Below are 21,799 nucleotides of genomic sequence, written 5' to 3'. Positions count from 1 at the left end.
GGATCCGGACCTCATATTATTCATTTTTATACGTACTGAATTGCGTCAAACACTGTAGCCGTAAGGCTGCCAGCAATCGTGGAGAAAATAAGAAGATAATGTAAATTATCGTGCTGCTTTGCTGAAACGGTTTGCACATCCTTACGCCACCGTCAGTAGATGCATGAAACGTAATTTCATTTAAGCTGAAATTTATTGATCTGCCACATCATACTGACAGATAGTCACCATTTCTGGGCAAATGGACATTGCCTGCACAGGGATTCCTCAGCTAATAAATAGAACTTATAAATATAAGGTTTTATAACCATAGGCTGAGAATGTATGAACCGTTTTATTCGGGTAGATAGCCAAAAATGCATTGGATGCAAGGCATGTGAAGTTGCCTGTGTAATGTCGCATAACGAAGAGCAGCACGTCCTTAACGTATCCCAGTTTGTTCCGCGAATTACGGTTGTGAAAATGAACAACCAGCGCGGAGCGGCAACCTGTCATCATTGTGAAGACGCCCCTTGTGCGCGTAGCTGCCCAAATGGCGCAATACGTCATGACAATGACGCTATTTTAGTTAACCAGGCAAAGTGTATAGGCTGCAAATCCTGCGTGGTTGCGTGTCCGTTTGGCACCATGCAAATTGTCCTGACGCCAGCCAACGATGGGCGGATTAAAGCCAGTGCCCATAAGTGCGATCTCTGTCATGAGCGCCCGGCGGGACCTGCGTGTGTGGAAAACTGCCCGGCTGATGCGCTGCAACTGATGACCAATCAGCGGCTCAGCGAAATCGCCAGCGCGCGTCGGCTGCAAACGGCCTGCCGGGAAGCGCAGCCGTGGCACAGCGATATCCGTGCGGCAGCCCCACAGGCGGTACGCAGTAAAGTCCAGCAGATGGCTGCCACGCCGCCGCGTGGGGAGGCTGATAAGCTGAATCTGGCGGCGCGTAAAACCGGCTTTGCTGAAATTTATCTGCCGCTCCACGAAGCACAGGCGCAGCAGGCGTCATCACGCTGTCTGACCTGCGGTGAACACAGCATTTGCGAGTGGACCTGCCCGCTGCATAACCATATTCCTCAGTGGATTGAACGGGTTAACGCCGGGGATATCGACGGAGCGGTGGAACTGTCGCATCAAACCAACCCGCTGCCGGAAATTACCGGTCGGGTATGCCCACAGGACCGGCTTTGTGAAGGCGCCTGTACCATTCGCGACGAACACGGCGCGGTGACGATTGGCAACATTGAACGCTATATCTCCGACCGCGCGCTGGCCAAAGGCTGGCGCCCGACCATTGGCAATGTGGTCAGCAGCGGCAAGCGAGTGGCGATTATCGGTGCCGGGCCTGCGGGACTGGCCTGCGCTGATATCCTGGTGCGTCAGGGCGTTGAACCGGTGGTGTTTGACCGTCATCCGGAAATAGGCGGCCTGCTGACCTTCGGCATCCCAGCCTTCAAGCTAGATAAATCGCTGATGGCCCGCCGCCGCGAAATTTTTAGCGACATGGGTATTCGCTTTGAGCTCAACTGCGAGATTGGCAAAGACATCATGCTCAGCGCGCTGCTGGAAGAGTTCGACGCCGTTTTCGTCGGTGTCGGCACCTATCGTTCGATGAAGGCGGATCTGCCTAACGAAGATGCGCCAGGGGTTTATGATGCGCTGCCGTTCCTGATTGCCAACACCAAAAATGTGATGGGACTGAACGAGCTGACTGATGAGCCGTATATCAATACCAAAGGGCTCAATGTCGTGGTGCTTGGCGGTGGCGATACGGCGATGGATTGCGTGCGCACCGCGTTGCGCCACGGCGCACAGAAAGTGACTTGTGCCTATCGTCGCGATGAAGCCAATATGCCGGGCTCGAAAAAAGAGGTCAAAAACGCGAAGGAAGAAGGCGCTGAATTTGAATTTAACGTCCAGCCGGTAACGCTTGAGCTGAATAACGAGGGAGGCGTTAGCGGTGTTCGTTTTCTGCGTACCCAGCTTGGCGAGCCGGACAGTAACGGGCGGCGTCGACCCACGCCGATCCCTGGCAGTGAGTTTGTGATGCCGGCCGATGCGGTGATCATGGCCTTCGGTTTCCATCCGCACGGAATGCCGTGGCTCAATGCCCAGGGCGTTGAGGTCGACGACTGGGGACGCATTCGCGCCAACGTGAATTCCCGCTACCGCTATCAGACCAGTAATCCGAAAATCTTCGCCGGCGGTGATGCGGTGCGCGGCGCGGATTTAGTGGTGACGGCGATGGCGGAAGGCCGCCATGCGGCACAGGGGATCCTCGATTGGCTGGACGTTAAAGTTACCCGCGCGCATTGACGCAACCCCGGCTCCACGGCGTAATATGGTCCATCCGTGTTACCGCTGTGGAGCCCGAATGTCCCTTAACATCAACGTTATCAAAAATAAAATCCTCTCCGAAAACTACTTTGTCCTGCGCAATATCACCTACGATTTAACCCAACGAGACGGGCAAGTCGTGCAGCACAAACGTGAAGTCTACGACCGCGGGAATGGCGCTACTGTCCTGCTCTACAACAGCCAAAAACAGAACGTAGTGCTGGTGCGCCAGTTCCGCATTGCGACCTGGGTGAACGGGAATACGGACGGGATGCTGATTGAAACCTGCGCCGGGCTATTGGACGACGATGAGCCGGAAGATTGCATCCGCAAAGAGGCGATTGAAGAGACCGGCTACCAGGTGAAAAACGTACGCAAAGTCTTTCAGCTGTACATGTCGCCGGGCGGGGTGACGGAAATCGTGCACTTCTTTATCGCCGAATATGACGATAGCCTGCGTGAAAATGCCGGGGGCGGGGTCGAAGATGAGGCGATTGACGTGCTGGAACTGCCGTTTAGCCAGGCGCTGGAGATGATTCTTCGCGGTGAAATTTGCGACGGTAAAACGGTGATTTTACTTCAGTATCTTCAGCATTCGGGCCTTATGGCGTAACCCGGTACAACGCTCAATCCGACAAATCCGATTGAGCATTGTCGCCTCGGTGGTGAAGATACCCTCAGTAAGTTGATGCTTTTTTCTTCTGGGGTAGTACCGTCCATGCGTTACCGCATTTTCCTTTTATTCTTCTGCATCGGGTTGCTCCCGACGTCGTTGACGTGGGCGGCCCCGGCGCAGCAGCTCTTTTCCGACTGGTTAGTCACCTGCAATAACCAGAATTTCTGCGTGGCTCGAAACGTAGGCCTTCATCACGGTTTGGTAATGACGCTCAGCCGCAGCGCGGGGGCGCACACTGACGCCCAGCTACGCATTGAATTGGGCGGCTTGGTCAACCCGGTGGCGGCGGTGCCAGCCATTGAGCCGCGCCTGCTACTGGACGACAAACCGCTGAAGCTGGATGGTGAACACTGGAAAATTCAGCCGAAGCTGTTGACCACCGGCGATAGCGCTACCATTGATGCCTTTTTGCAGCAAATTCAGGATGCCAGTGCCATCACGCTGGTGAAAGGCGTGCAGGTGATGTCGCTTCAAGGGTTGAAGGCGGCGCTGTTGTTTATCGATGCCCAGCAAAAGCGCGTTGGCAATGAAACCGCGTGGATCCGTAAAGGCAGTCAACCGCCGCTGAGCGTGCCGCCCGCCCCGGCGTTAAAGTCAGTGATAAAGGTTAATCCCGAACCCACGCCGCTGGGCCATGATGAGTACAACGATCTGCTCGATTTTGGGACCTGGCGGATGAACAATAACCAATGTTCGCTGGATCCCGTGCGTCGTGAGGTGTGGATAACGGCGCTGACCGATGACAAAGCCCTGATGATGACCAGCTGCGAGGCCGGAGCCTACAACACCATTTATCGCGCCTGGTTGGTATCGCGTAAAAAACCGTTTGTCACCACGCCGATACGGCTACGGTTACCCTTTTTACCGACCGGCAGTGAAGGACGCGATATTGAACTGGTGAACCTGACTTTCAACGAAAAAAGTCGCGAGCTCGTGACGCTGGAAAAAGGGCGCGGGCTGGGCGATTGTGGCGTCCAGACGCGCTGGCGATATGATGGACAGCGTTTTCGTCTGGTGCGCTATGCCGCGCAGCCGCAGTGCGATAACTGGCAGGGAGCGGATGCCTGGGCGACCCAGTGGGTCTCCGGTTAACGTTTCCTGATTTCCGTAATGTAGGTTACGGCGACGTGAGCGGCAAAATTCGGCACATCGGCGAATGCTTGCTGACCAACCGGAGATTCAAAGGCCGCTATGGCGTCGTCAAGCGAATCGAACCACAGCTCTGAGAAACCGTCGATCGGCGAATCAGCATAGACCCGGCGGTCGATAGGGTTCAATACATACCCCCGCAGCCCAGGTAGCTCAAGGGCGATTTTGCTATGCACCTGTTGCCAATGAGCAACAAACTCCTCGAAACTCTGCCCCTCTTTTTTAGTCAGTAGGCCGACATGTTTGAAACCGTTTGCCGTCGTCATTATTCACTCCAGTATTGATAATGATGTATTAACACCATGATTATTTTAACGATCTAAGATGATGGCTTAACGGGCCCGCTTTGCCACATGATGACGATGAGTCATCACGCGACATACTATGATTGATTTAATTAAGACGATAAATAGGGTTTGGTTCGCTTCTTTGTAGACATAAATTCTCCAATGCGGTACAGCATAGTGATTCCTTATTCAGCGGGTCTTTACGGATGCGTACAACAGATAATCTTGGCGGGATCACTGCCTTTGCCACGACGGCCCAGTTGGGCAGTTTTACCGCCGCGGCCGAGCGACTGGGGCTGACCAAATCCGCAGTAGGTAAAAGCGTCGGTCGCCTTGAGGCGCGACTGGGGATCAAGCTATTCCACCGTTCAACGCGACGGTTAAGCCTTACTCCCGACGGTGAGATGTTTTTGGCTCGCTGCCAGCAGGCTATCGATATCCTTGAACAGGCCGAAGCGGAGCTGACTTCACACGTCGTACAACCGGCGGGGCGTCTGCGTGTCGATCTGCCGTCGGCATTTGGCCGACAGCGTGTTCTGCCCATTCTATTGGCCATTGCTCGCCAGTACCCAGCGCTGTCGCTCACGGTAACGTTTAGCGAACGTTTTGTTGATCTCATTGAAGAGGGCATTGACCTGGTGGTGCGTATTGGGGAACTGGCGGATAGCAGCGGCTTAGTTGCCCGTCGTTTGACGACGCAAAAGCTGGTGCTCTGTGCGATTCCTGCCTATCTGCAACGACACGGAGAGCCTCAAAAACCGGATGAACTGTCAGACCATCATTGCGTTGTGGGTTTTCGTCGAAACCAGCCCATTTCATGGCTGTTCAAAGAGCAAAATGGGCAGACCGTCCGGGTGACTCCGCCTGCAACCCATGAGTTTGCCGACGGTGACGCCATGCTTGCCGCGACGCTGGCCGGATGCGGCCTATCGCAGCTGCCGCGCTGGTTGGTGGCAGAACATTTGCAGCGCGGCGAGTTAGTCGAAGTGCTTGCTGAATATGCCGGTGGCGAAATGCCAATCAGCGCCATATGGCCGAAGAACCGCCAGCCGCTGCCGAAAATACGCTATGCCGTGGATGAACTGGTTCGCGCGGCACGGGAAGGTCTGCTGGACTAACGGGATGTTAGTTTGGTTATGGCGGGCATAACGAAAAAGCATATTTGGAAATCATGATCTTGCTACTGATAATTGATAACATACAGATAATAAATCAATAACAAAGCATGGCGTGTTCGCAAGAGTATGGCGGCCTTCAAAGTTTACCGGGCGGTCAAAGGCGATACTAGGCGCTTCCTTCGGGAGTGCATCAGGAACGTAATTGCGCTTCACCCTTTTAGTTCGATACGTGAAAGGAACCCTAAATGGACGACCAATTAAAACAAAGTGCCCTCGATTTTCATGAATTCCCAATCCCAGGAAAAATTCAGGTTGTACCAACCAAGCCATTAGCGACTCAGCGCGATCTGGCGCTGGCCTACTCGCCGGGCGTTGCTGCACCGTGTCTGGAAATCGAAAAAGATCCGCTGGCGGCGTATAAATATACGGCGCGTGGCAACCTGGTTGCGGTGGTGTCTAACGGTACTGCCGTGCTCGGTTTAGGTAATATCGGCGCGCTGGCCGGTAAACCGGTTATGGAAGGCAAGGGCGTGTTGTTCAAGAAATTCGCGGGTATCGACGTTTTTGATATCGAAGTGGACGAACTGGACCCCGACAAATTTATTGATGTCGTTGCGGCGCTAGAACCAACGTTTGGCGGCATTAACCTCGAAGATATTAAAGCCCCGGAATGCTTCTACATTGAGCAGAAGCTGCGTGCACGCATGAACATTCCGGTGTTCCACGACGATCAGCACGGTACGGCGATTATCAGCACCGCGGCTATCATAAACGGCCTGCGCGTGGTGGAAAAAAATATCTCCGATATTCGTATGGTCGTTTCTGGCGCTGGCGCGGCAGCCATTGCCTGTATGAATCTGCTGGTGGCGCTGGGCATGCAGAAACACAACATTGTGGTCTGCGACTCTAAAGGCGTTATCTACGAAGGCCGTGAGCCAAATATGGCCGAAACCAAAGCCGCTTACGCGGTGAAGGATGACGGAAAACGGACGCTGGACGATGTGATTGCTAACGCCGACATTTTCCTTGGCTGCTCCGGTCCGAAAGTACTGACCCAGGAGATGGTTAAGAAAATGGCGCGTGCGCCGATGATCCTCGCACTGGCTAACCCTGAGCCGGAAATTCTGCCGCCGCTGGCGAAAGAAGTGCGTCCGGACGCCATCATCTGTACCGGTCGTTCAGACTATCCAAACCAGGTGAACAACGTTCTGTGCTTCCCGTTCATTTTCCGCGGTGCGCTAGACGTTGGTGCAACGGCTATCAACGAAGAGATGAAGCTGGCGGCGGTACACGCAATCGCCGAGCTGGCACACGCCGAACAAAGCGAAGTGGTGGCGTCGGCCTATGGCGACCAGGATCTGAGCTTTGGCGCGGAATACATCATTCCGAAACCGTTCGATCCGCGCCTGATCGTCAAGATCGCACCGGCTGTGGCGAAAGCGGCGATGGACTCCGGCGTGGCGACTCGTCCGATTGCCGATTTTGATGCCTATATCGAAAAATTGAGCGAATTTGTCTACAAAACCAACCTGTTCATGAAGCCGATTTTCTCGCAGGCACGTAAAGAGCCGAAGCGCATCGTGCTGGCAGAAGGTGAAGATAACCGCGTGCTGCACGCAACGCAGGAGCTGGTTACGCTGGGGCTGGCAAAACCGATTCTGATTGGTCGTCCAAGCGTTATTGAGATGCGTATCCAGAAGCTGGGCCTGCAGATTAAACCGGGCGTCGACTTCGAAATCGTCAACAATGAGTCTGACCCGCGCTTTAAAGAGTACTGGCAGGAATACTACAGTCTGATGAAACGCCGCGGTATTACGCCAGAGCAGGCGCAGCGTGAGATGATCAGCAACACCACCGCTATCGGCGCCATCATGGTTCAGCGTGGCGAAGCGGACGGGATGATTTGCGGCACCATCGGCGACTACCACGAACACTTTAGCGTGATTAAGCCGCTGTTTGGCTACCGCGACGGTGTCCACACCGCTGGGGCGATGAATGCGCTGCTGCTGCCAAGCGGCAACACCTTTATCGCTGATACCTACGTCAATAACGACCCAACGCCAGAAGAGATTGCTGAAATCGCACTGATGGCGGCGGAAACCGTTCGTCGGTTCGGTATTGAGCCGCGCGTCGCGCTGCTGTCGCACTCTAACTTCGGTTCTTCTGATTGCCCGTCAGCTAGCAAAATGCGTGAAGCGTTAGAGCTGGTAAAAGTACGTGCGCCTGAGCTGATGATTGACGGCGAAATGCACGGTGATGCCGCGCTGGTGGAAAGCATCCGTAACGACCGTATGCCGGATAGCCCGCTGAAAGGTTCCGCCAATATCCTGGTGATGCCGAATATGGAAGCGGCGCGTATCAGCTACAACCTGCTGCGTGTCTCCAGTTCTGAAGGTGTTACCGTCGGGCCGGTGCTGATGGGCGTAGCGAAACCGGTACACGTGTTGACGCCAATTGCCTCCGTCCGCCGTATCGTCAATATGGTGGCGCTGGCGGTGGTTGAAGCGCAGACCCAACCGCTGTAAAAACAAAAAGCCCCGGAAATCCGGGGCTTTCTTCTTAGGTCGCGGTGAGCGGCTCCGCTTAGATCCACTCTTTGACTTTTATAAACTCATCCAGCGCCGCTTCCGGACTACCGTCTTCCGGCTGGTAGTTATATTCCCAGCGCACTAGCGGCGGCATCGACATTAATATCGACTCCGTGCGCCCGCCGGTCTGTAGGCCGAACAGCGTCCCGCGATCCCACACCAGATTGAACTCGACGTAGCGCCCGCGGCGATAGAGCTGGAACTCGCGCTCGCGCTCGCCGTACGCCATCGCTTTGCGACGGTTGACGATAGGCAGATAGGCGTCGGTAAAACCTTGCCCAACGGCCTGCATAAAGCCAAAACAGTGGGTGAAGTCCGGCGTATTGAGATCGTCGAAGAACAGACCGCCAATTCCGCGCTGCTCGTTGCGATGCTTGAGATGGAAATAGTCATCGCACCACTTTTTGTAGCGTGGGTAAACGTCATTCCCGAAGGGCTGACACAGGTCGCGCGCGGTCGTGTGCCAGTGAACGGCATCTTCGTCAAAACCGTAGTAGGGGGTTAAGTCGAAGCCGCCGCCAAACCACCACACCGGCTCAGAACCCGGTTTTTCGGCGATGAAAAAGCGCACGTTGGCGTGGCTGGTCGGGACGTACGGGTTGCGCGGATGCACGACCAACGAGACGCCCATCGCTTCAAAGCTGCGCCCGGCAAGCTCTGGACGATGCGCGGTAGCTGAGGCTGGCATGGCATCGCCATGCACGTGGGAGAAGTTGACTCCCGCTTGTTCAAACACCGCACCGTCGCGCAGTACGCGGCTGCGCCCGCCGCCGCCCGCTTCACGCTGCCAGTTGTCTTCAATGAAGACGCCGCCGTCGACTTCGGCAAGTTGCTGGCAGATATCGTCCTGCAGCTTAAGCAGAAACGCTTTGATTTGTTGAACATCGATGGACATTAACGTTTCCTGGCGTGGGCTTTCTGGTTATCAAACCAGTGGAAATAGCTGATGATGCCGGAAGCGATCGCGTTGGCAATTTTCTGCCGAAACGCAGCGGTGCCCAGCAGGCGCTCTTCGGCCGGGTTGGTAATAAACGAGGTTTCTACCAGAACAGACGGAATAGACGGTGATTTCAGGACCACAAACGCCGCCTGTTCCGTGCCTTTACTGTGCAGTTTATGCACCGGCTTAATATTTTTCAGTACGTGTGAACCCAGCGTCAGGCTGTTTTTGATGGTGTCAGTTTGTACCAGATCGAACAGCACCTGCTGCAACAGGTGATCTTTATCTTTGGCCTTTTTACCTGCCAGTTCATCCACGGCGTTTTCTTTATCCGACAGGTACTTTGCCATGGCGCTACTGGCCCCACGGTTGGAGAGCGCAAAAACGGAGGCGCCCGCCGCGGAAGGGTTGGTAAAGCCGTCGGCGTGAATCGACATGAACAGGTCCGCGCCATGCTTATGGGCGATTTCAACCCGGTCGTACAGCGGAATAAAGGTGTCGCCGGTACGCGTCAGTTTGGCGTCAATGCCGTTTTTTTGCAAAATCGCACGAACGTTTTTGGCAATCGCCAGCACCACGTGTTTCTCTTTTGAACCACTGTGCCCGATAGCGCCAGTATCAATGCCGCCATGGCCGGGATCGAGCATCACCAGACGTCGGCTGGAAGATTTCTTCGCCGGTTTACTGTGACTGCTGCTGGTTTTTAATGGCTCGTTCTTCGCTGCTGCCTGAGTGGCAATACCGGACAAGGTTAACGCAGCCAGTCCGGCTTTTAGCACCTGCCGGCGCGAAGTCAGTGTTTTTAATGGTTTAAAAGTGCTCATTCCGGCCTGAGTTGTAAAAACAAGAATCCATGTGTTATATCGTATCGCGTTTTCCGTTACGACTGTTCGTGATGGGAATTGTTTTACTTTTCATTTCAATACGTGTCTGTACGTTATTATGCCATTTTTTTCACCATGCTGCGTCAGATATTGGCTTAATTGACCGTTCACGCCATAATCACTGTTTTTAAACCTGAAAAGGTGGTCAATACCATGGAGATACGCGTTTTTCGCCAGACAGATTTTGAAGAGGTCATCACTCTGTGGGAGCGATGCGATCTACTGCGCCCATGGAACGATCCGGAAATGGATATTGAACGTAAGGTCAATCACGACGTGAGCCTGTTTTTGGTGGCTGAAGTCAACGGCGAAGTGGTTGGCACGATTATGGGTGGCTACGATGGTCACCGCGGGTCGGCCTATTACCTTGGCGTCCACCCGGAATATCGCGGACGCGGTATTGCCAATGCGCTGCTTAATCGCCTGGAGAAAAAACTCATCGCCCGTGGCTGCCCGAAAATCCAAATAATGGTGCGGGAAGAGAACGACGTTGTGCTGGGGATGTATGAGCGCCTGGGCTATGAACATGCCGATGCACAAAGTTTGGGTAAGCGTCTGATTGAAGATGAAGAGTACTGATTTCTCCGCCGCTGATTTCGACTCACAAGGTCGTCTGCGTCTCCCTTTTCTGTTCTGGTGCCTGTTACTGTTACAGGCTCGGACGTGGGTACTGTTTTTAATGGCTGGCGCGTCACGCGATCAGGGTGACGTGCTGCTGAACCTGTTTTATCCCGACCATAGCCTTTTCTGGATAGGGCTGTTGCCCGGCGTTCCGGCGGTTTTAGCGTTCTTACTCAGCGGGCGGCGTCACGTTTATCCCCGCGTCTGGCGCTGGCTGCGGCCGATGCTTGTCGTCGCACAGGTCATTTTGCTGTGCTGGCAGCCCTGGCTTTGGCTCAGCGGAGAACCGCTTTCTGGTATCGGTTTAAGTCTGTTTTTACTGGATATTTTTGCGCTGTGGTGGCTGCTGACTAATTCACGACTCCGCGCTTGTTTCAGTGAAGTCGCAGATTAAACGGCACTAATTGGGTTTCCTGGACTCCAATAGGCCTGACTTAAATAAATAGGAAGTATCAATGAAATCGCTGCGTTTACTGTTGTGCGCCCTCCCGCTGGCCCTGACCGGCTGTTCTACACTTTCTGCGGTGAACTGGTCTGCGGCCTATCCATGGAACTGGTTTGGCTCTTCTGCGGCCGTGAGCGAGCAGGGCGTGGGCGGTCTGACGGGCTCAACGGCGCTGAATGAACAGGCTATTGGAGATGCGTTGGGCAGCGACTATCGTCTGCGCAGCGGCATGAAGGCGCAGAGCGGTGGCGTGGTTCACTATTTTGAAGCACTGCGCGGCGACAAGCTGGCCATGGTCATCAATGGTGAAGGCGGCACGGTGAGCCGTATTGACGTGCTGGATGATGATGTGGCTGCGGCCGGTGGCGTAAAAGTGGGCACGAAATTTAGCGATGTCTACGAAAAAGCGTTTGGTAACTGCCAGGCGGCCACCGCCGACGAAAGTAACGTCGTGGAGTGTAAGGCCAAAGACAGCACCCACATTAGCTACCAGTTCTCCGGTAACTGGCAGGGGCCGCAGGGGCTGATGCCGCCGGACGACACCCTGAAAAACTGGACGCTGTCGAAAATCATCTGGCGACGCTAAATTTGACCGTAGTCGCCACGGCTCGCTGAAAAGCGGGTACAATATGTGAGGTTTTTTTATGCCACGATGTCGTGGCATTTTATTTAGGAGGAGCGATGTCTCAGGTTCAGAGCGGCATTTTGCCGGAACATTGCCGCGCGGCGATTTGGATTGAAGCCAATGTCAAAGGGGACGTCAACGCCCTGCGTGCCGGCAGCAAAATTTTTGCCGAAAAGCTGGCGGCGTTTCAGGATAAATTCCCGGATGCCCATTTAGGTGCGGTTGTTGCGTTTGGCCACAATACCTGGCGTGAGCTGAGCGGCGGCGTTGGCGCGCAAGAGCTGAAAGATTTTCCTCCGTATGGCAAAGGACTGGCGCCATCCACGCAGTTTGATGTGCTGATCCACATTCTCTCTTTGCGTCATGACGTTAACTTCTCCGTGGCTCAGGCCGCGCTGGCCGCCTTTGGCGATGCGCTGGATGTGAAGGAAGAAGTCCACGGTTTCCGTTGGGTTGAAGAACGCGATTTGAGCGGCTTCGTTGACGGTACCGAGAACCCGGCGGGTGAAGAAACGCGTCGTGAAGTGGCTGTTATCAAAGACGGTGTGGATGCGGGCGGCAGCTATGTTTTCGTCCAGCGCTGGGAGCACAATCTTAAGCAACTGAACCGCATGAGCGTGCCGGATCAGGAGATGATGATTGGCCGTACCAAAGAAGCCAACGAAGAGATTGACGGCGACGATCGTCCGGAAACCTCGCACCTGACCCGCGTTGACCTGAAAGAAGACGGCAAAGGGCTGAAGATTGTTCGCCAGAGCCTGCCGTACGGTACCGCAAGCGGCACCCATGGCCTGTACTTCTGCGCCTACTGCGCGCGTCTGCACAATATTGAACAGCAGCTGCTGAGCATGTTTGGTGATACCGATGGTAAACGCGACGCGATGCTGCGCTTCACTAAACCAGTGACCGGCGGTTATTACTTCGCGCCTTCGCTGGATAAGCTGGTCGCGCTGTAAGGCTGAGTTTTCCCCCTCACCCTAACCCTCTCCCCGCAGGGGAGAGGGGATCGTTCGGTGCGCTTTGCAGTATTGAAAGCGAAGATGAGATTAACCATTCGTCGCTCACTCTCTCGGGATTGGGTGGCGATGGTCTGGCATGGCTGAACTAATGGTGAGGCCGGCTACTCCCCCTCTCCCTTTCAGGGAGAGGGCCGGGGTGAGGGTGCAGACGACACAAGTGCCTCAAGAATCCTCACCAATACCGCCTCCTCATTCTCCATTAACTCATTATTCCAGAATCTCAGCACTCGCCACCCCTGTAACCTCAGCCACGCCGTTCTTCGGGCATCATATCCAGCCCTTGCATCATGCTGCCCACCGTCAAGCTCAACTGCCAGATGAACGCGACAACAGGCAAAATCAAGAATATAGGGCCCTACCGGATGCTGGCGACGAAACTTAAAGCGCGCAAATCGCCGGTCACGAAGCAGGTACCATAACCGGCGCTCCTGTGGCGTGAGCTGGCGTCTTAGCTGCCGGGCGAAATCATATTGGTTTTCCATTGCGGCACTTTGACATCGATAATGCCGGTTGTCTGAAGCGCGTTATCGTCCTGGAATCAGGCGTCAGAAAACCGCATTAATCTCCTTATTCTCTTTTCAACTTCCAAATCACCAAACGGTATATAAAACCGTTACTCCTTTAGTACCCGTTATAAATACACTGAGGCTTAGAAAGTCCTCACACTATAGGGTGCGCAATGGCGATGAACTTACTGAAAAAAGGATATCTGACGCTCGCGGCTTCCATGCTGCTGGTTGCACAGGCGCAGGCGACGGAGCTGCTCAATAGCTCTTATGACGTTTCCCGCGAGCTCTTTGCCGCCCTGAATCCGTCGTTTGAGCAGCAATGGGCGAAAGACAACGGCGGCGATAAGCTGACGATTAAACAGTCTCATGCCGGTTCATCCAAACAGGCGCTGGCGATTCTGCAGGGCTTAAAAGCAGACGTTGTAACTTATAACCAGGTGACTGACGTGCAGATCCTGCACGACAAAGGCAACCTGATTCCTGCTGACTGGCAGTCACGTCTGCCCAATAACAGCTCGCCGTTTTATTCCACTATGGGATTCCTGGTGCGTAAGGGCAACCCGCAAAATATCCACGACTGGAGCGATCTGGTGCGTCCGGACGTGAAGCTGATTTTCCCAAACCCGAAAACCTCGGGTAACGCGCGTTATACCTATCTGGCGGCGTGGGGCGCGGCGGATAAAGCCGACGGCGGCGATAAGGCGAAAACTCAGCAGTTTATGACCCAGTTCCTGAAAAACGTTGAAGTCTTCGACACCGGCGGTCGCGGTGCGACAACCACTTTTGCCGAACGCGGTCTGGGTGATGTGCTGATTAGCTTTGAATCGGAAGTGAATAACATCCGCAAGCAGTATGAAGCTCAGGGTTTTGAAGTAGTTATCCCAAAAACCAACATCCTGGCGGAATTCCCGGTGGCGTGGGTCGATAAAAATGTTAAAGCCAACGGCACCGAGAAAGCGGCGAAAGCCTATCTGAACTATCTCTACAGCCCGCAGGCGCAGACCATCATTACCGATTACTACTACCGCGTGAACAACCCGCAGGTGATGGACAAGCTGAAGGATAAATTCCCGCAGACCGATTTGTTCCGCGTGGAGGATAAATTCGGTTCCTGGCCTGAAGTGATGAAAACCCATTTCGCCAGCGGTGGCGAGTTAGACAAGCTGTTAGCGGCGGGGCGTAAGTAATGTTTGCAGTTTCTTCCAGACGTGTGCTGCCGGGCTTTACCCTGAGCCTCGGCACCAGTCTGCTGTTTGTTTGCTTGATTCTGCTACTGCCGCTTAGCGCATTGGTGATGCAGTTATCTGAAATGAGCTGGTCGCAGTACTGGGAAGTCGTTACTAACCCGCAGGTGGTTGCCGCTTATAAGGTGACGCTGCTGTCGGCGTTTGTGGCTTCTATTTTTAATGGCGTTTTCGGTCTGTTGATGGCGTGGATTTTAACCCGCTATCGGTTCCCGGGCCGTACGCTGCTGGATGCGCTGATGGACTTACCGTTTGCGCTGCCGACCGCGGTTGCTGGCCTGACGCTGGCGTCGCTGTTCTCGGTGAACGGTTTTTACGGCGAGTGGCTGGCGAAGTTTGATATCAAAGTGACCTACACCTGGCTTGGCATTGCCGTTGCAATGGCATTCACCAGTATTCCGTTCGTGGTGCGTACCGTACAGCCGGTGCTGGAAGAGTTAGGCCCAGAATATGAAGAAGCGGCGGAAACGCTGGGCGCGACCCGCTTGCAGAGCTTCCGTAAAGTGGTGCTGCCTGAGCTTTCTCCGGCGCTGTTGGCCGGAGTGGCGCTGTCGTTTACCCGCAGCCTCGGTGAATTTGGCGCGGTTATCTTCATCGCCGGCAACATTGCGTGGAAAACGGAAGTGACCTCGCTGATGATTTTTGTCCGCTTGCAGGAGTTTGACTATCCGGCGGCGAGTGCAATTGCTTCGGTGATCCTCGCGGCATCTCTGCTGCTGCTGTTCTCTATCAATACCTTGCAAAGTCGCTTTGGTCGGCGTGTGGTAGGTCATTAATGGCGGAAGTGACTCAATTGAAGCGTTATGACGCACCCCGTTTTAACTGGGGAAAATGGTTCCTGATTGGTACCGGGATGCTGGTTTCGGCCTTTATCCTGCTGGTGCCGATGATTTATATCTTCGTCCAGGCGTTCAGCAAAGGGCTGATGCCGGTACTGCAAAATCTGGCCGACCCGGACATGCTGCACGCCATCTGGCTGACGGTGATGATTGCGCTGATTACCGTTCCGGTGAACCTGGTGTTCGGCGTGCTGCTGGCCTGGCTGGTGACGCGCTTTAACTTCCCGGGTCGCCAACTGCTATTAACGCTGCTGGATATCCCGTTTGCCGTTTCTCCGGTGGTCGCGGGTCTGGTTTATCTGCTGTTTTACGGCTCTAACGGCCCGCTGGGCGGCTGGCTGGAAGCCAATAACCTGCAAATTATGTTTGCCTGGCCGGGTATGGTGCTGGTCACCATCTTCGTCACCTGTCCGTTTGTGGTCCGCGAACTGGTGCCGGTGATGCTAAGCCAGGGCAGTCAGGAAGATGAAGCGGCGATTTTGCTCGGCGCATCCGGCTGGCAGATGTTTAAACGCGTGACCTTGCCGAATATTCGCTGGGCGCTGCTGTACGGCGTGGTACTGACCAACGCCCGCGCGATTGGTGAGTTTGGTGCGGTTTCGGTGGTTTCCGGCTCAATTCGCGGCGAGACCTTATCGTTACCATTACAGATTGAACTGCTGGAACAGGATTACAACACCGTCGGCTCCTTTACCGCGGCGGCGTTGCTGACGTTGATGGCGATTCTGACCTTATTTTTAAAGAGTGCGTTGCAGTGGCGTTTGCATAATCAGGAAAAACGCGCGCAACAGGAGGGAAATCATGAGCATTGAGATTGCCAATATTAAGAAGTCTTTTGGTCGCACCCAGGTGCTGAATGATATCTCTCTGGATATCCCTTCCGGTCAGATGGTGGCGCTGCTCGGGCCGTCCGGCTCAGGCAAAACTACGCTGCTGCGAATTATCGCCGGGCTGGAGCATCAGACCAGCGGAAGCATTCGTTTCCAGGGCACCGACGTCAGTCGTCTGCACGCGCGTGACCGTAAAGTCGGTTTCGTGTTCCAGCACTATGCGCTGTTCCGTCATATGACGGTATTCGACAACATCGCCTTTGGTCTGACCGTGCTACCGCGTCGCGAGCGCCCGAACGCGGCGACCATTAAAGCTAAAGTCACCAAACTGCTGGAGATGGTGCAGCTGGCCCATCTGGCCGAACGCTATCCGGCGCAGCTTTCTGGTGGACAGAAACAGCGCGTGGCGTTGGCCCGTGCGTTGGCGGTAGAACCACAGATTCTGCTGCTCGATGAACCCTTCGGCGCGCTGGATGCACAGGTGCGTAAAGAGCTCAGACGTTGGCTGCGCCAGCTGCATGAAGAACTGAAGTTTACCAGCGTCTTCGTGACCCACGATCAGGAAGAGGCGATGGAAGTGGCCAACCGCGTGGTGGTGATGAGCCAGGGGCATATTGAACAGGCCGATGAGCCAGAGCAGGTGTGGCGTGAACCCGCAACGCGCTTTGTGCTGGAGTTTATGGGCGAAGTAAACCGCCTGCAGGGCACCATTCGCGGTGGGCAGTTCCACGTGGGTGCGCATCGCTGGCCGCTGGGCTATACCCCATCCTACCAGGGGCCGGTGGATCTTTTCCTGCGTCCGTGGGAAGTTGATGTCAGCCGCCGTACCAGCCTCGATTCACCGCTACCGGTACAGGTTTTAGAAGCGAGTCCGAAGGGCCACTACACCCAATTAGTTGTGCAGCCCCTGGGGTGGTACAAAGACCCATTAACGGTGGTGATGCGCGGCGACGATACGCCGCTGCGCGGCGATCGCCTGTTTGTTGGCTTGCAAAACGCGCGTCTGTACCACGGCAATGAGCGTATTGAATCCCATGAGACGCTTGCTCTGGCCGAAACAGCCTGATAGCTTAATTCTTATGTTTATCGCCGGGTAAGCATTGCTCTACCCGGCTTTTTTTTGAGCAAAAAACGTGAACACATTAGAACAAACCATCGGCAATACGCCGCTGGTCAAATTACAACGTCTGGAGCCGGATAACGGCAGCGAAATCTGGGTGAAGCTCGAGGGCAACAACCCGGCGGGGTCGGTGAAAGACCGCGCCGCGCTGTCGATGATTGTCGAAGCTGAAAAGCGCGGTGAGATTAAGCCGGGCGATGTGCTTATTGAGGCAACCAGTGGCAACACCGGTATCGCACTGGCAATGATTGCCGCGCTTAAAGGTTATCGGATGAAATTGCTGATGCCGGATAATATGAGCCAGGAGCGTCGCGCCGCGATGCGTGCTTACGGTGCCGACTTGATTCTGGTGAGCAAAGAACAGGGTATGGAAGGCGCGCGTGATTTAGCGCTGGAGATGGCTCAGCGCGGCGAAGGTACGCTGCTGGATCAGTTCAACAATCCGGACAATCCGTACGCGCACTACACCACCACTGGCCCGGAAATCTGGCAGCAGACGGGCGGTCGTATCACTCATTTTGTTTCCAGCATGGGGACCACCGGCACGATCACTGGCGTATCGCGTTTTCTGCGTGAGCAGGAAAAAGCAGTCACTATCGTCGGTCTACAGCCGGAAGAGGGCAGCAGCATTCCTGGTATTCGCCGCTGGCCGGCGGAATATATGCCGGGGATTTTTAATGCGCAACTGGTTGATCAGGTTCTGGATATTCACCAGAACGATGCGGAAAATACCATGCGTGCGCTGGCCGTGCGGGAAGGTATCTTTTGCGGCGTGAGTTCCGGCGGAGCCGTGGCCGGGGCACGACGGATTGCCGAGCAAAATCCCGGGGCGGTAGTGGTAGCGATCATTTGCGATCGCGGCGATCGCTACCTCTCCACCGGTGTGTTTGGTGAAGAACACTTTAGCCAGGGCGCAGGGATTTAAACGTCCGGGCTATCCAGCAGGTCGGTGCCGTAGGAGTTATCGACGGTACATAACCAACGGCCCGCTTGCTGGCGAAAGACGTAGGTTGCGCGACGCGTAACCTGCGTGGTTTCCCCTTCGGCCAGCGGAATATCGAGGCGGGTTTCCATAATCACCAGCGCGTTATCGCCGCCTTCAATAATCTCCATTCGCCCCTGAGTCACCACTAACCGATGCTGAAAGAAGTCGGCGATGGCGATAAAGGCTTTGCGGATATTCTCTTTCCCGCTGACTACCATCCCCGGTTTTACCACCAGGGTGGCGTCTTCGGCGTAGTACTCCATTAGCGTGACGTAATCTTCCTGCGAGATGGCGCGGTCGCAGGCTTCGATAACGGCTTTTAACGATGATTCTGGCATCTGCACTCCTGAGGCTGTGGTTTAGCGGGATTCGGTCAGCTTATCGAGAAACGACCACAGTTTTTGGTTCATTTCGCGGTAGTCGTGGCCGCGCATTTCTTCGACAGAACGAATAAACGGTTTGCCTTTCGCCTCCGCCAGCTCTTGTTCAGAGTGTTGGATAAGCCCTTCAACCGCTTCGGCGGTGAATTCCATATGGCACTGAAAACCGAATACTTTATCGCTGAATTGCACAATCTGGCGCGGGCAACCTGCGCTTTTTGCAAGGATTACCGTTCCGGCGGTCAGTCCCGGCATGTCGTTATGCCAGTGGCCGACGGTTAGCGGTGAACCAAAATCGCTGAGCAGCGGATGCTGTGCGCCAGCTTCCGTCAGCGTTATCGGGTAGTGGCCGATCTCCTTGTTCGGGCTTTGACATACCTCCGCGCCCAGCGCTTCACCAATCAACTGCGAACCGAGACAAATGCCGACCACAATACGCCCTGCGTCAATCGCCTGATTAATCAGCCGCTGCTCCGCTTTTGAGTCGAAATAGGGGCACTCGGCAAGGGTAGTGTGCGGCGATTGTGGGCCGCCAAAGACCACCAGCATATCAAAGCCGTCGGCGTTAGCGGGAACGGGCTCGCTATCATAGACGCGGCTCCAGGTGACCTGGTGGCCACGTGCTTGCGCCCACGGCTGATAAGCTCCCGCTGACTCGAATGATTCATGAATAACAAAATGGACTCGCACGCAGGTTCTCCTGTTATGGCTTAAGCGCTCGCTGAATATCAGCGGCTAGCCGGGTAATGTCGCTATCGTCGAGCGTTGCAAGCGTGATACGTAAACCATGCGCCGCCGCGTTAACGCCGAATGCTTCGCCTTCGCGCACCAGCCAGCCGGATTTAGCGAGGGCGAATGCGGTGGCCTGACTGGCTGTTGCCAGCGGAAGCCAAAGGTTCAGGCCATCGCCGGGGATGACGTTGTCGATGCCTTGTGCGCGCAATGCCTCGGTGAGGCTGTGTTGCTGGCTGGCGTAGAACTGCCGGGTTTGCGCAAGAGTGTGCTGATAATCGTCGTCGGTTAAGCAGGCATAGGCCAAATCCTGAAGTAAATGGCTCACCCACTGGCTGCCTGAGTTAAGGCGCAGGCGCAGTTTTGCTGACGTCGCTGTATCGCTGGCGACAAACGCCAGACGCAGGTCGGGGCCCAACGTTTTGGACATTGAACGCACTACCGCCCAATGTAGCGTCTGGGCTGATATCACCGGATACCAGGTGGCGGATGAAAGCAGGGCAAAGTGGTCATCGACGATCACCAGAACCTGCGGGTAGCGACTGAGGATTTTCTGTAGTGCGGCGGCGCGCGCCTGGCTCAGACTGTACCCAGTCGGATTATGGGCGCGTGGCGTCAGGATAACCGCGCGCGCACCTTTGCTGAGCGCTAGCTCCAGCATCTCCGGTAACATTCCCTCGCTATCCATACCGACCGGGCTGGCGTTAAATCCACTGTAGCGCAGCATGCTGATACTGCTTAAGAAACAGGGGTCTTCCACCGCCACGCTGTCGCCTGGCAATAGGTGAGCACATAGAAGACGCTCAATGGCGTCGATGGCGCCGCTGCTCAAGTCGATTTCACCAGGCGCTGGCATTGCTTCTTGCATCCACGCATTAGCCCAACGCTGAAGCTGAGGAGTGACCGGCGCATCGCCGTACAGACGTGGCGTGCGGCTAATATGCGACAAATAGCGGTTGAGATCAGGCAGTCTGTCAGCGGCTGGGTTGCCGCTGGAGAGATCGGTCAGCGGCGTGTGCGGATCGCCGCCTTCCAGCGCTACCGGCTGCAGCGTCTCTTTGACCACCGTACCGTTACGCCCAAGGCTCAGTGCCAGCCCGGAAGTGACCAGTCGTTTGTAGGCCGAAGCCACGGTATTACGGTTGACGTCAAGTTGCGCCGCCAGTTCGCGGACTGGCGGCAGCGTTTCACCCCTGGCCAATTTACCGCTGGTGATATGCTGACGAATACTGTCAAAGATTTCGTTGGCGCTTTTTCCGTCGATCATTATTGACCTATGACAAAATGAATTTTAGCATATGACGATAATAGTGAGGCGCGAGCCCGCTGTCCAGAGTCAGAGGAGAAGGTGATGGGGCAGGAGAGTGAAATACAGTCGGTGCTCTTTAACGATAAGCACCGGGCGCAGCAAACGGATATCGTTGCCGTTCAGTCGCTGGTGGTTTACGGCAGCGTCGGCAACAGTATTGCCGTCCCGGCGATTAAGGCGCACGGCCTGCGGGTGACTGCGGTGCCAACGGTGTTGTTTAGCAATACGCCGCACTATGAGACCTATTATGGCGGCATTATTCCTGGCGAGTGGTTTGGCGGTTATCTTCGGGCGCTCAATGAACGCGACGCGCTGCGCGAGCTGAAAGCGGTCACCACGGGCTATATGGGTAGCGCGGAGCAGATTGCGCTACTCGCCGAATGGCTTAAAACGGTCCAGCAGTCGCACCCGCAGATCCCAATTCTGGTCGATCCGGTGATTGGTGATGTGGACAGCGGTATTTACGTACAGGCGGAAATTCCGCAGGCCTATCGTACCCATCTGCTGCCGCTCGCGCAGGGATTGACGCCTAACGTCTTTGAGCTGGAGATGCTTAGCAGTAAGCCGTGTCGGACCCTGGATGAATCGATTACGGCGGCACAATCGCTACTCACTGAGACGCTGAAATGGGTGATTATTACCAGCGCACCGGCCCGTAATGCAGACAATATTACGGTGGCTGTCGTGACTTCTGATTCGGTAGATGTGATTGAGCATCCGCGTCTGGAAACCGATCTTAAAGGCACTGGCGATCTGTTTTGCGCCGAGTTAATCAGCGGCATTGTGCAGAAAAAAACGCTGGCAGACGCCGCGCGTGATGCGGCAGAACGCGTCCTTGAAGTCATGAGCTGGACGCAGAAGTGCGGCTGCGATGAGTTAATACTGCCACCGGCAGGGGAGGTGCGATGAAGAGTTATCGTCTGGTTGTCCGTCACAACGGGCGTCTGGTTGGCCATTTTGACACCAGCGGTCAGGATGCGCTGGAAGATGCCTGCGTGGCGCGGGCCATTTTTGGTGTCACCGGCGGCTATCAGTGTGAGCTGCAGGTATCTGATAGCGAAAGGAGAATGCTGGAAAGCGGCCCGGAAGGGATGAAAATCCTGATGCGTGAGCCGTGTTTTCGTCCAGTCACTTCGGCGCTATAAGTCAGCCAAAAAAAATGGCGCCAATC

Annotated in this window: 23 protein-coding genes; 16 read left to right on the top strand and 7 right to left on the bottom strand. The window is 55.1% G+C overall.

From position 1 onward, the window contains the following. Positions 1-324 precede the first annotated feature (324 nt). The 3 genes from aegA to LZ634_RS03395 all read left to right on the top strand — a co-directional run bounded on the left by aegA (position 325) and on the right by LZ634_RS03395 (position 4,096). A complete protein-coding gene (aegA, locus tag LZ634_RS03405) occupies positions 325-2,307 on the top strand; it encodes a formate-dependent uric acid utilization protein AegA (RefSeq protein ID WP_234502351.1) in 1,983 nt (660 codons plus the stop codon). A 58-nt stretch (positions 2,308-2,365) separates the two neighbouring features. Then, positions 2,366-2,941, top strand: a complete 576-nt coding sequence (nudK, locus tag LZ634_RS03400; protein ID WP_234502350.1) for a GDP-mannose pyrophosphatase NudK — start codon at positions 2,366-2,368, stop codon at positions 2,939-2,941. Positions 2,942-3,046: 105 nt separating this feature from the next. Beyond that, positions 3,047-4,096, top strand: coding sequence for a DUF1176 domain-containing protein (locus LZ634_RS03395; protein WP_234502349.1), 1,050 nt, complete (start codon positions 3,047-3,049; stop codon positions 4,094-4,096). Here LZ634_RS03395 and LZ634_RS03390 read toward each other — a convergent pair. Then, complete coding sequence (locus LZ634_RS03390) at positions 4,093-4,419, bottom strand: EthD family reductase (protein WP_234502348.1); 327 nt, start codon at positions 4,417-4,419, stop codon at positions 4,093-4,095. The genes LZ634_RS03395 and LZ634_RS03390 overlap by 4 nt on opposite strands. A gap of 227 nt (positions 4,420-4,646) precedes the next feature. Here LZ634_RS03390 and LZ634_RS03385 point away from each other — a divergent pair, with 227 nt between their 5' ends. Next, positions 4,647-5,558: a LysR family transcriptional regulator gene (locus tag LZ634_RS03385; RefSeq protein WP_234502347.1), complete on the top strand. Its 912-nt coding sequence runs from the start codon at positions 4,647-4,649 to the stop codon at positions 5,556-5,558. A 245-nt stretch (positions 5,559-5,803) separates the two neighbouring features. Continuing rightward, entirely contained in the window at positions 5,804-8,083 is a 2,280-nt protein-coding gene (maeB, locus tag LZ634_RS03380; protein ID WP_234502346.1) for an NADP-dependent oxaloacetate-decarboxylating malate dehydrogenase, read from the top strand. A gap of 58 nt (positions 8,084-8,141) precedes the next feature. On the opposite strand, the gene hemF is transcribed toward maeB, so the two are convergent. Both hemF and amiA read right to left on the bottom strand, forming a co-directional pair. Then, positions 8,142-9,041, bottom strand: a complete 900-nt coding sequence (gene hemF, locus LZ634_RS03375) for an oxygen-dependent coproporphyrinogen oxidase (protein WP_234502345.1) — start codon at positions 9,039-9,041, stop codon at positions 8,142-8,144. Further along, positions 9,041-9,910, bottom strand: coding sequence for an N-acetylmuramoyl-L-alanine amidase AmiA (gene amiA / locus LZ634_RS03370; RefSeq protein WP_234502344.1), 870 nt, complete (start codon positions 9,908-9,910; stop codon positions 9,041-9,043). The genes hemF and amiA overlap by 1 nt, the downstream gene beginning before the upstream one ends. 213 nt (positions 9,911-10,123) lie before the next feature. Between amiA and LZ634_RS03365 the strand changes: the two genes are divergently transcribed. The 4 genes from LZ634_RS03365 (at position 10,124) to LZ634_RS03350 (ending at position 12,617) form a co-directional block, all read left to right on the top strand. Beyond that, positions 10,124-10,549, top strand: a complete 426-nt coding sequence (locus LZ634_RS03365; RefSeq protein ID WP_234502343.1) for a GNAT family acetyltransferase — start codon at positions 10,124-10,126, stop codon at positions 10,547-10,549. After that, a complete protein-coding gene (locus tag LZ634_RS03360) occupies positions 10,536-10,985 on the top strand; it encodes a DUF2919 domain-containing protein (RefSeq protein WP_234502342.1) in 450 nt (149 codons plus the stop codon). The genes LZ634_RS03365 and LZ634_RS03360 overlap by 14 nt, the downstream gene beginning before the upstream one ends. A 61-nt stretch (positions 10,986-11,046) precedes the next feature. After that, positions 11,047-11,622 carry an RpoE-regulated lipoprotein gene (locus LZ634_RS03355; RefSeq protein ID WP_234502341.1) on the top strand — a complete coding sequence of 192 codons (576 nt, stop codon included), beginning with the start codon at positions 11,047-11,049 and terminating at the stop codon, positions 11,620-11,622. A gap of 95 nt (positions 11,623-11,717) precedes the next feature. Beyond that, complete coding sequence (locus tag LZ634_RS03350) at positions 11,718-12,617, top strand: Dyp-type peroxidase (protein ID WP_234502340.1); 900 nt, start codon at positions 11,718-11,720, stop codon at positions 12,615-12,617. Between the two features lie 182 nt (positions 12,618-12,799). On the opposite strand, the gene LZ634_RS03345 is transcribed toward LZ634_RS03350, so the two are convergent. After that, entirely contained in the window at positions 12,800-13,162 is a 363-nt protein-coding gene (locus LZ634_RS03345) for an endonuclease domain-containing protein (protein ID WP_234502339.1), read from the bottom strand. Positions 13,163-13,359: 197 nt separating this feature from the next. On the opposite strand from LZ634_RS03345, the gene LZ634_RS03340 reads away from it, so the two are divergent. The 5 genes from LZ634_RS03340 (at position 13,360) to cysM (ending at position 18,147) form a co-directional block, all read left to right on the top strand. Further along, entirely contained in the window at positions 13,360-14,376 is a 1,017-nt protein-coding gene (locus tag LZ634_RS03340) for a sulfate ABC transporter substrate-binding protein (RefSeq protein WP_234502338.1), read from the top strand. Continuing rightward, positions 14,376-15,209: a sulfate/thiosulfate ABC transporter permease CysT gene (cysT, locus tag LZ634_RS03335; RefSeq protein ID WP_234502337.1), complete on the top strand. Its 834-nt coding sequence runs from the start codon at positions 14,376-14,378 to the stop codon at positions 15,207-15,209. Before LZ634_RS03340 ends, cysT begins: the two co-directional genes overlap by 1 nt. Beyond that, complete coding sequence (gene cysW / locus LZ634_RS03330; RefSeq protein WP_234502336.1) at positions 15,209-16,084, top strand: sulfate/thiosulfate ABC transporter permease CysW; 876 nt, start codon at positions 15,209-15,211, stop codon at positions 16,082-16,084. Before cysT ends, cysW begins: the two co-directional genes overlap by 1 nt. Beyond that, entirely contained in the window at positions 16,074-17,168 is a 1,095-nt protein-coding gene (cysA, locus tag LZ634_RS03325) for a sulfate/thiosulfate ABC transporter ATP-binding protein CysA (RefSeq protein WP_234502335.1), read from the top strand. Before cysW ends, cysA begins: the two co-directional genes overlap by 11 nt. Positions 17,169-17,235: 67 nt before the next feature. Further along, positions 17,236-18,147, top strand: a complete 912-nt coding sequence (gene cysM, locus LZ634_RS03320; protein ID WP_234502334.1) for a cysteine synthase CysM — start codon at positions 17,236-17,238, stop codon at positions 18,145-18,147. On the opposite strand, the gene LZ634_RS03315 is transcribed toward cysM, so the two are convergent. Genes LZ634_RS03315 through ptsJ form a run of 3 tightly spaced genes read right to left on the bottom strand, consistent with a single transcriptional unit; the run spans position 18,144 to position 20,586 of the window. Next, on the bottom strand, positions 18,144-18,545 hold the full coding sequence (locus LZ634_RS03315; protein ID WP_265178865.1) for a YybH family protein: 402 nt from the start codon (positions 18,543-18,545) through the stop codon (positions 18,144-18,146). The two genes, cysM and LZ634_RS03315, sit on opposite strands and share 4 nt — an antisense overlap. A 21-nt stretch (positions 18,546-18,566) precedes the next feature. Then, positions 18,567-19,277 (bottom strand): type 1 glutamine amidotransferase, encoded by a 711-nt coding sequence (locus LZ634_RS03310; RefSeq protein ID WP_234502332.1) that lies wholly within the window; start codon positions 19,275-19,277, stop codon positions 18,567-18,569. Between the two features lie 13 nt (positions 19,278-19,290). Next, positions 19,291-20,586 carry a transcriptional regulator PtsJ gene (gene ptsJ / locus LZ634_RS03305; protein ID WP_234502331.1) on the bottom strand — a complete coding sequence of 432 codons (1,296 nt, stop codon included), beginning with the start codon at positions 20,584-20,586 and terminating at the stop codon, positions 19,291-19,293. Positions 20,587-20,670: 84 nt separating this feature from the next. On the opposite strand from ptsJ, the gene pdxK reads away from it, so the two are divergent. After that, positions 20,671-21,537 (top strand): pyridoxine/pyridoxal/pyridoxamine kinase, encoded by an 867-nt coding sequence (gene pdxK / locus LZ634_RS03300; RefSeq protein WP_234502330.1) that lies wholly within the window; start codon positions 20,671-20,673, stop codon positions 21,535-21,537. Next, entirely contained in the window at positions 21,534-21,773 is a 240-nt protein-coding gene (locus LZ634_RS03295; RefSeq protein WP_234502329.1) for a cytoplasmic protein, read from the top strand. Before pdxK ends, LZ634_RS03295 begins: the two co-directional genes overlap by 4 nt. The last annotated feature ends 26 nt before the right edge of the window (positions 21,774-21,799 follow it).

Origin of the sequence: Kluyvera intermedia (assembly GCF_021440345.1) — a bacterium.
In the GTDB taxonomy this organism is placed as follows: domain Bacteria; phylum Pseudomonadota; class Gammaproteobacteria; order Enterobacterales; family Enterobacteriaceae; genus Kluyvera; species Kluyvera intermedia_A.
The sequence above is the reverse complement of the archived record's forward strand: the minus strand, read 5'-3'. Positions and strand labels throughout refer to the sequence as shown.

Excerpts from the sequence above, each read along its gene's own strand:
- aegA (WP_234502351.1), top strand. The coding sequence starts at position 325 with ATGAACCGTTTTATTCGGGTAGATAGCCAAAAATGCATTGGATGCAAG.
- nudK (WP_234502350.1), top strand. The coding sequence starts at position 2,366 with ATGTCCCTTAACATCAACGTTATCAAAAATAAAATCCTCTCCGAAAAC.
- LZ634_RS03395 (WP_234502349.1), top strand. The coding sequence starts at position 3,047 with ATGCGTTACCGCATTTTCCTTTTATTCTTCTGCATCGGGTTGCTCCCG.
- LZ634_RS03390 (WP_234502348.1), bottom strand. The coding sequence starts at position 4,419 with ATGACGACGGCAAACGGTTTCAAACATGTCGGCCTACTGACTAAAAAA.
- LZ634_RS03385 (WP_234502347.1), top strand. The coding sequence starts at position 4,647 with ATGCGTACAACAGATAATCTTGGCGGGATCACTGCCTTTGCCACGACG.
- maeB (WP_234502346.1), top strand. The coding sequence starts at position 5,804 with ATGGACGACCAATTAAAACAAAGTGCCCTCGATTTTCATGAATTCCCA.
- hemF (WP_234502345.1), bottom strand. The coding sequence starts at position 9,041 with ATGTCCATCGATGTTCAACAAATCAAAGCGTTTCTGCTTAAGCTGCAG.
- amiA (WP_234502344.1), bottom strand. The coding sequence starts at position 9,910 with ATGAGCACTTTTAAACCATTAAAAACACTGACTTCGCGCCGGCAGGTG.
- LZ634_RS03365 (WP_234502343.1), top strand. The coding sequence starts at position 10,124 with ATGGAGATACGCGTTTTTCGCCAGACAGATTTTGAAGAGGTCATCACT.
- LZ634_RS03360 (WP_234502342.1), top strand. The coding sequence starts at position 10,536 with ATGAAGAGTACTGATTTCTCCGCCGCTGATTTCGACTCACAAGGTCGT.
- LZ634_RS03355 (WP_234502341.1), top strand. The coding sequence starts at position 11,047 with ATGAAATCGCTGCGTTTACTGTTGTGCGCCCTCCCGCTGGCCCTGACC.
- LZ634_RS03350 (WP_234502340.1), top strand. The coding sequence starts at position 11,718 with ATGTCTCAGGTTCAGAGCGGCATTTTGCCGGAACATTGCCGCGCGGCG.
- LZ634_RS03345 (WP_234502339.1), bottom strand. The coding sequence starts at position 13,162 with ATGGAAAACCAATATGATTTCGCCCGGCAGCTAAGACGCCAGCTCACG.
- LZ634_RS03340 (WP_234502338.1), top strand. The coding sequence starts at position 13,360 with ATGGCGATGAACTTACTGAAAAAAGGATATCTGACGCTCGCGGCTTCC.
- cysT (WP_234502337.1), top strand. The coding sequence starts at position 14,376 with ATGTTTGCAGTTTCTTCCAGACGTGTGCTGCCGGGCTTTACCCTGAGC.
- cysW (WP_234502336.1), top strand. The coding sequence starts at position 15,209 with ATGGCGGAAGTGACTCAATTGAAGCGTTATGACGCACCCCGTTTTAAC.
- cysA (WP_234502335.1), top strand. The coding sequence starts at position 16,074 with ATGAGCATTGAGATTGCCAATATTAAGAAGTCTTTTGGTCGCACCCAG.
- LZ634_RS03315 (WP_265178865.1), bottom strand. The coding sequence starts at position 18,545 with ATGCCAGAATCATCGTTAAAAGCCGTTATCGAAGCCTGCGACCGCGCC.
- ptsJ (WP_234502331.1), bottom strand. The coding sequence starts at position 20,586 with ATGATCGACGGAAAAAGCGCCAACGAAATCTTTGACAGTATTCGTCAG.
- pdxK (WP_234502330.1), top strand. The coding sequence starts at position 20,671 with ATGGGGCAGGAGAGTGAAATACAGTCGGTGCTCTTTAACGATAAGCAC.
- LZ634_RS03295 (WP_234502329.1), top strand. The coding sequence starts at position 21,534 with ATGAAGAGTTATCGTCTGGTTGTCCGTCACAACGGGCGTCTGGTTGGC.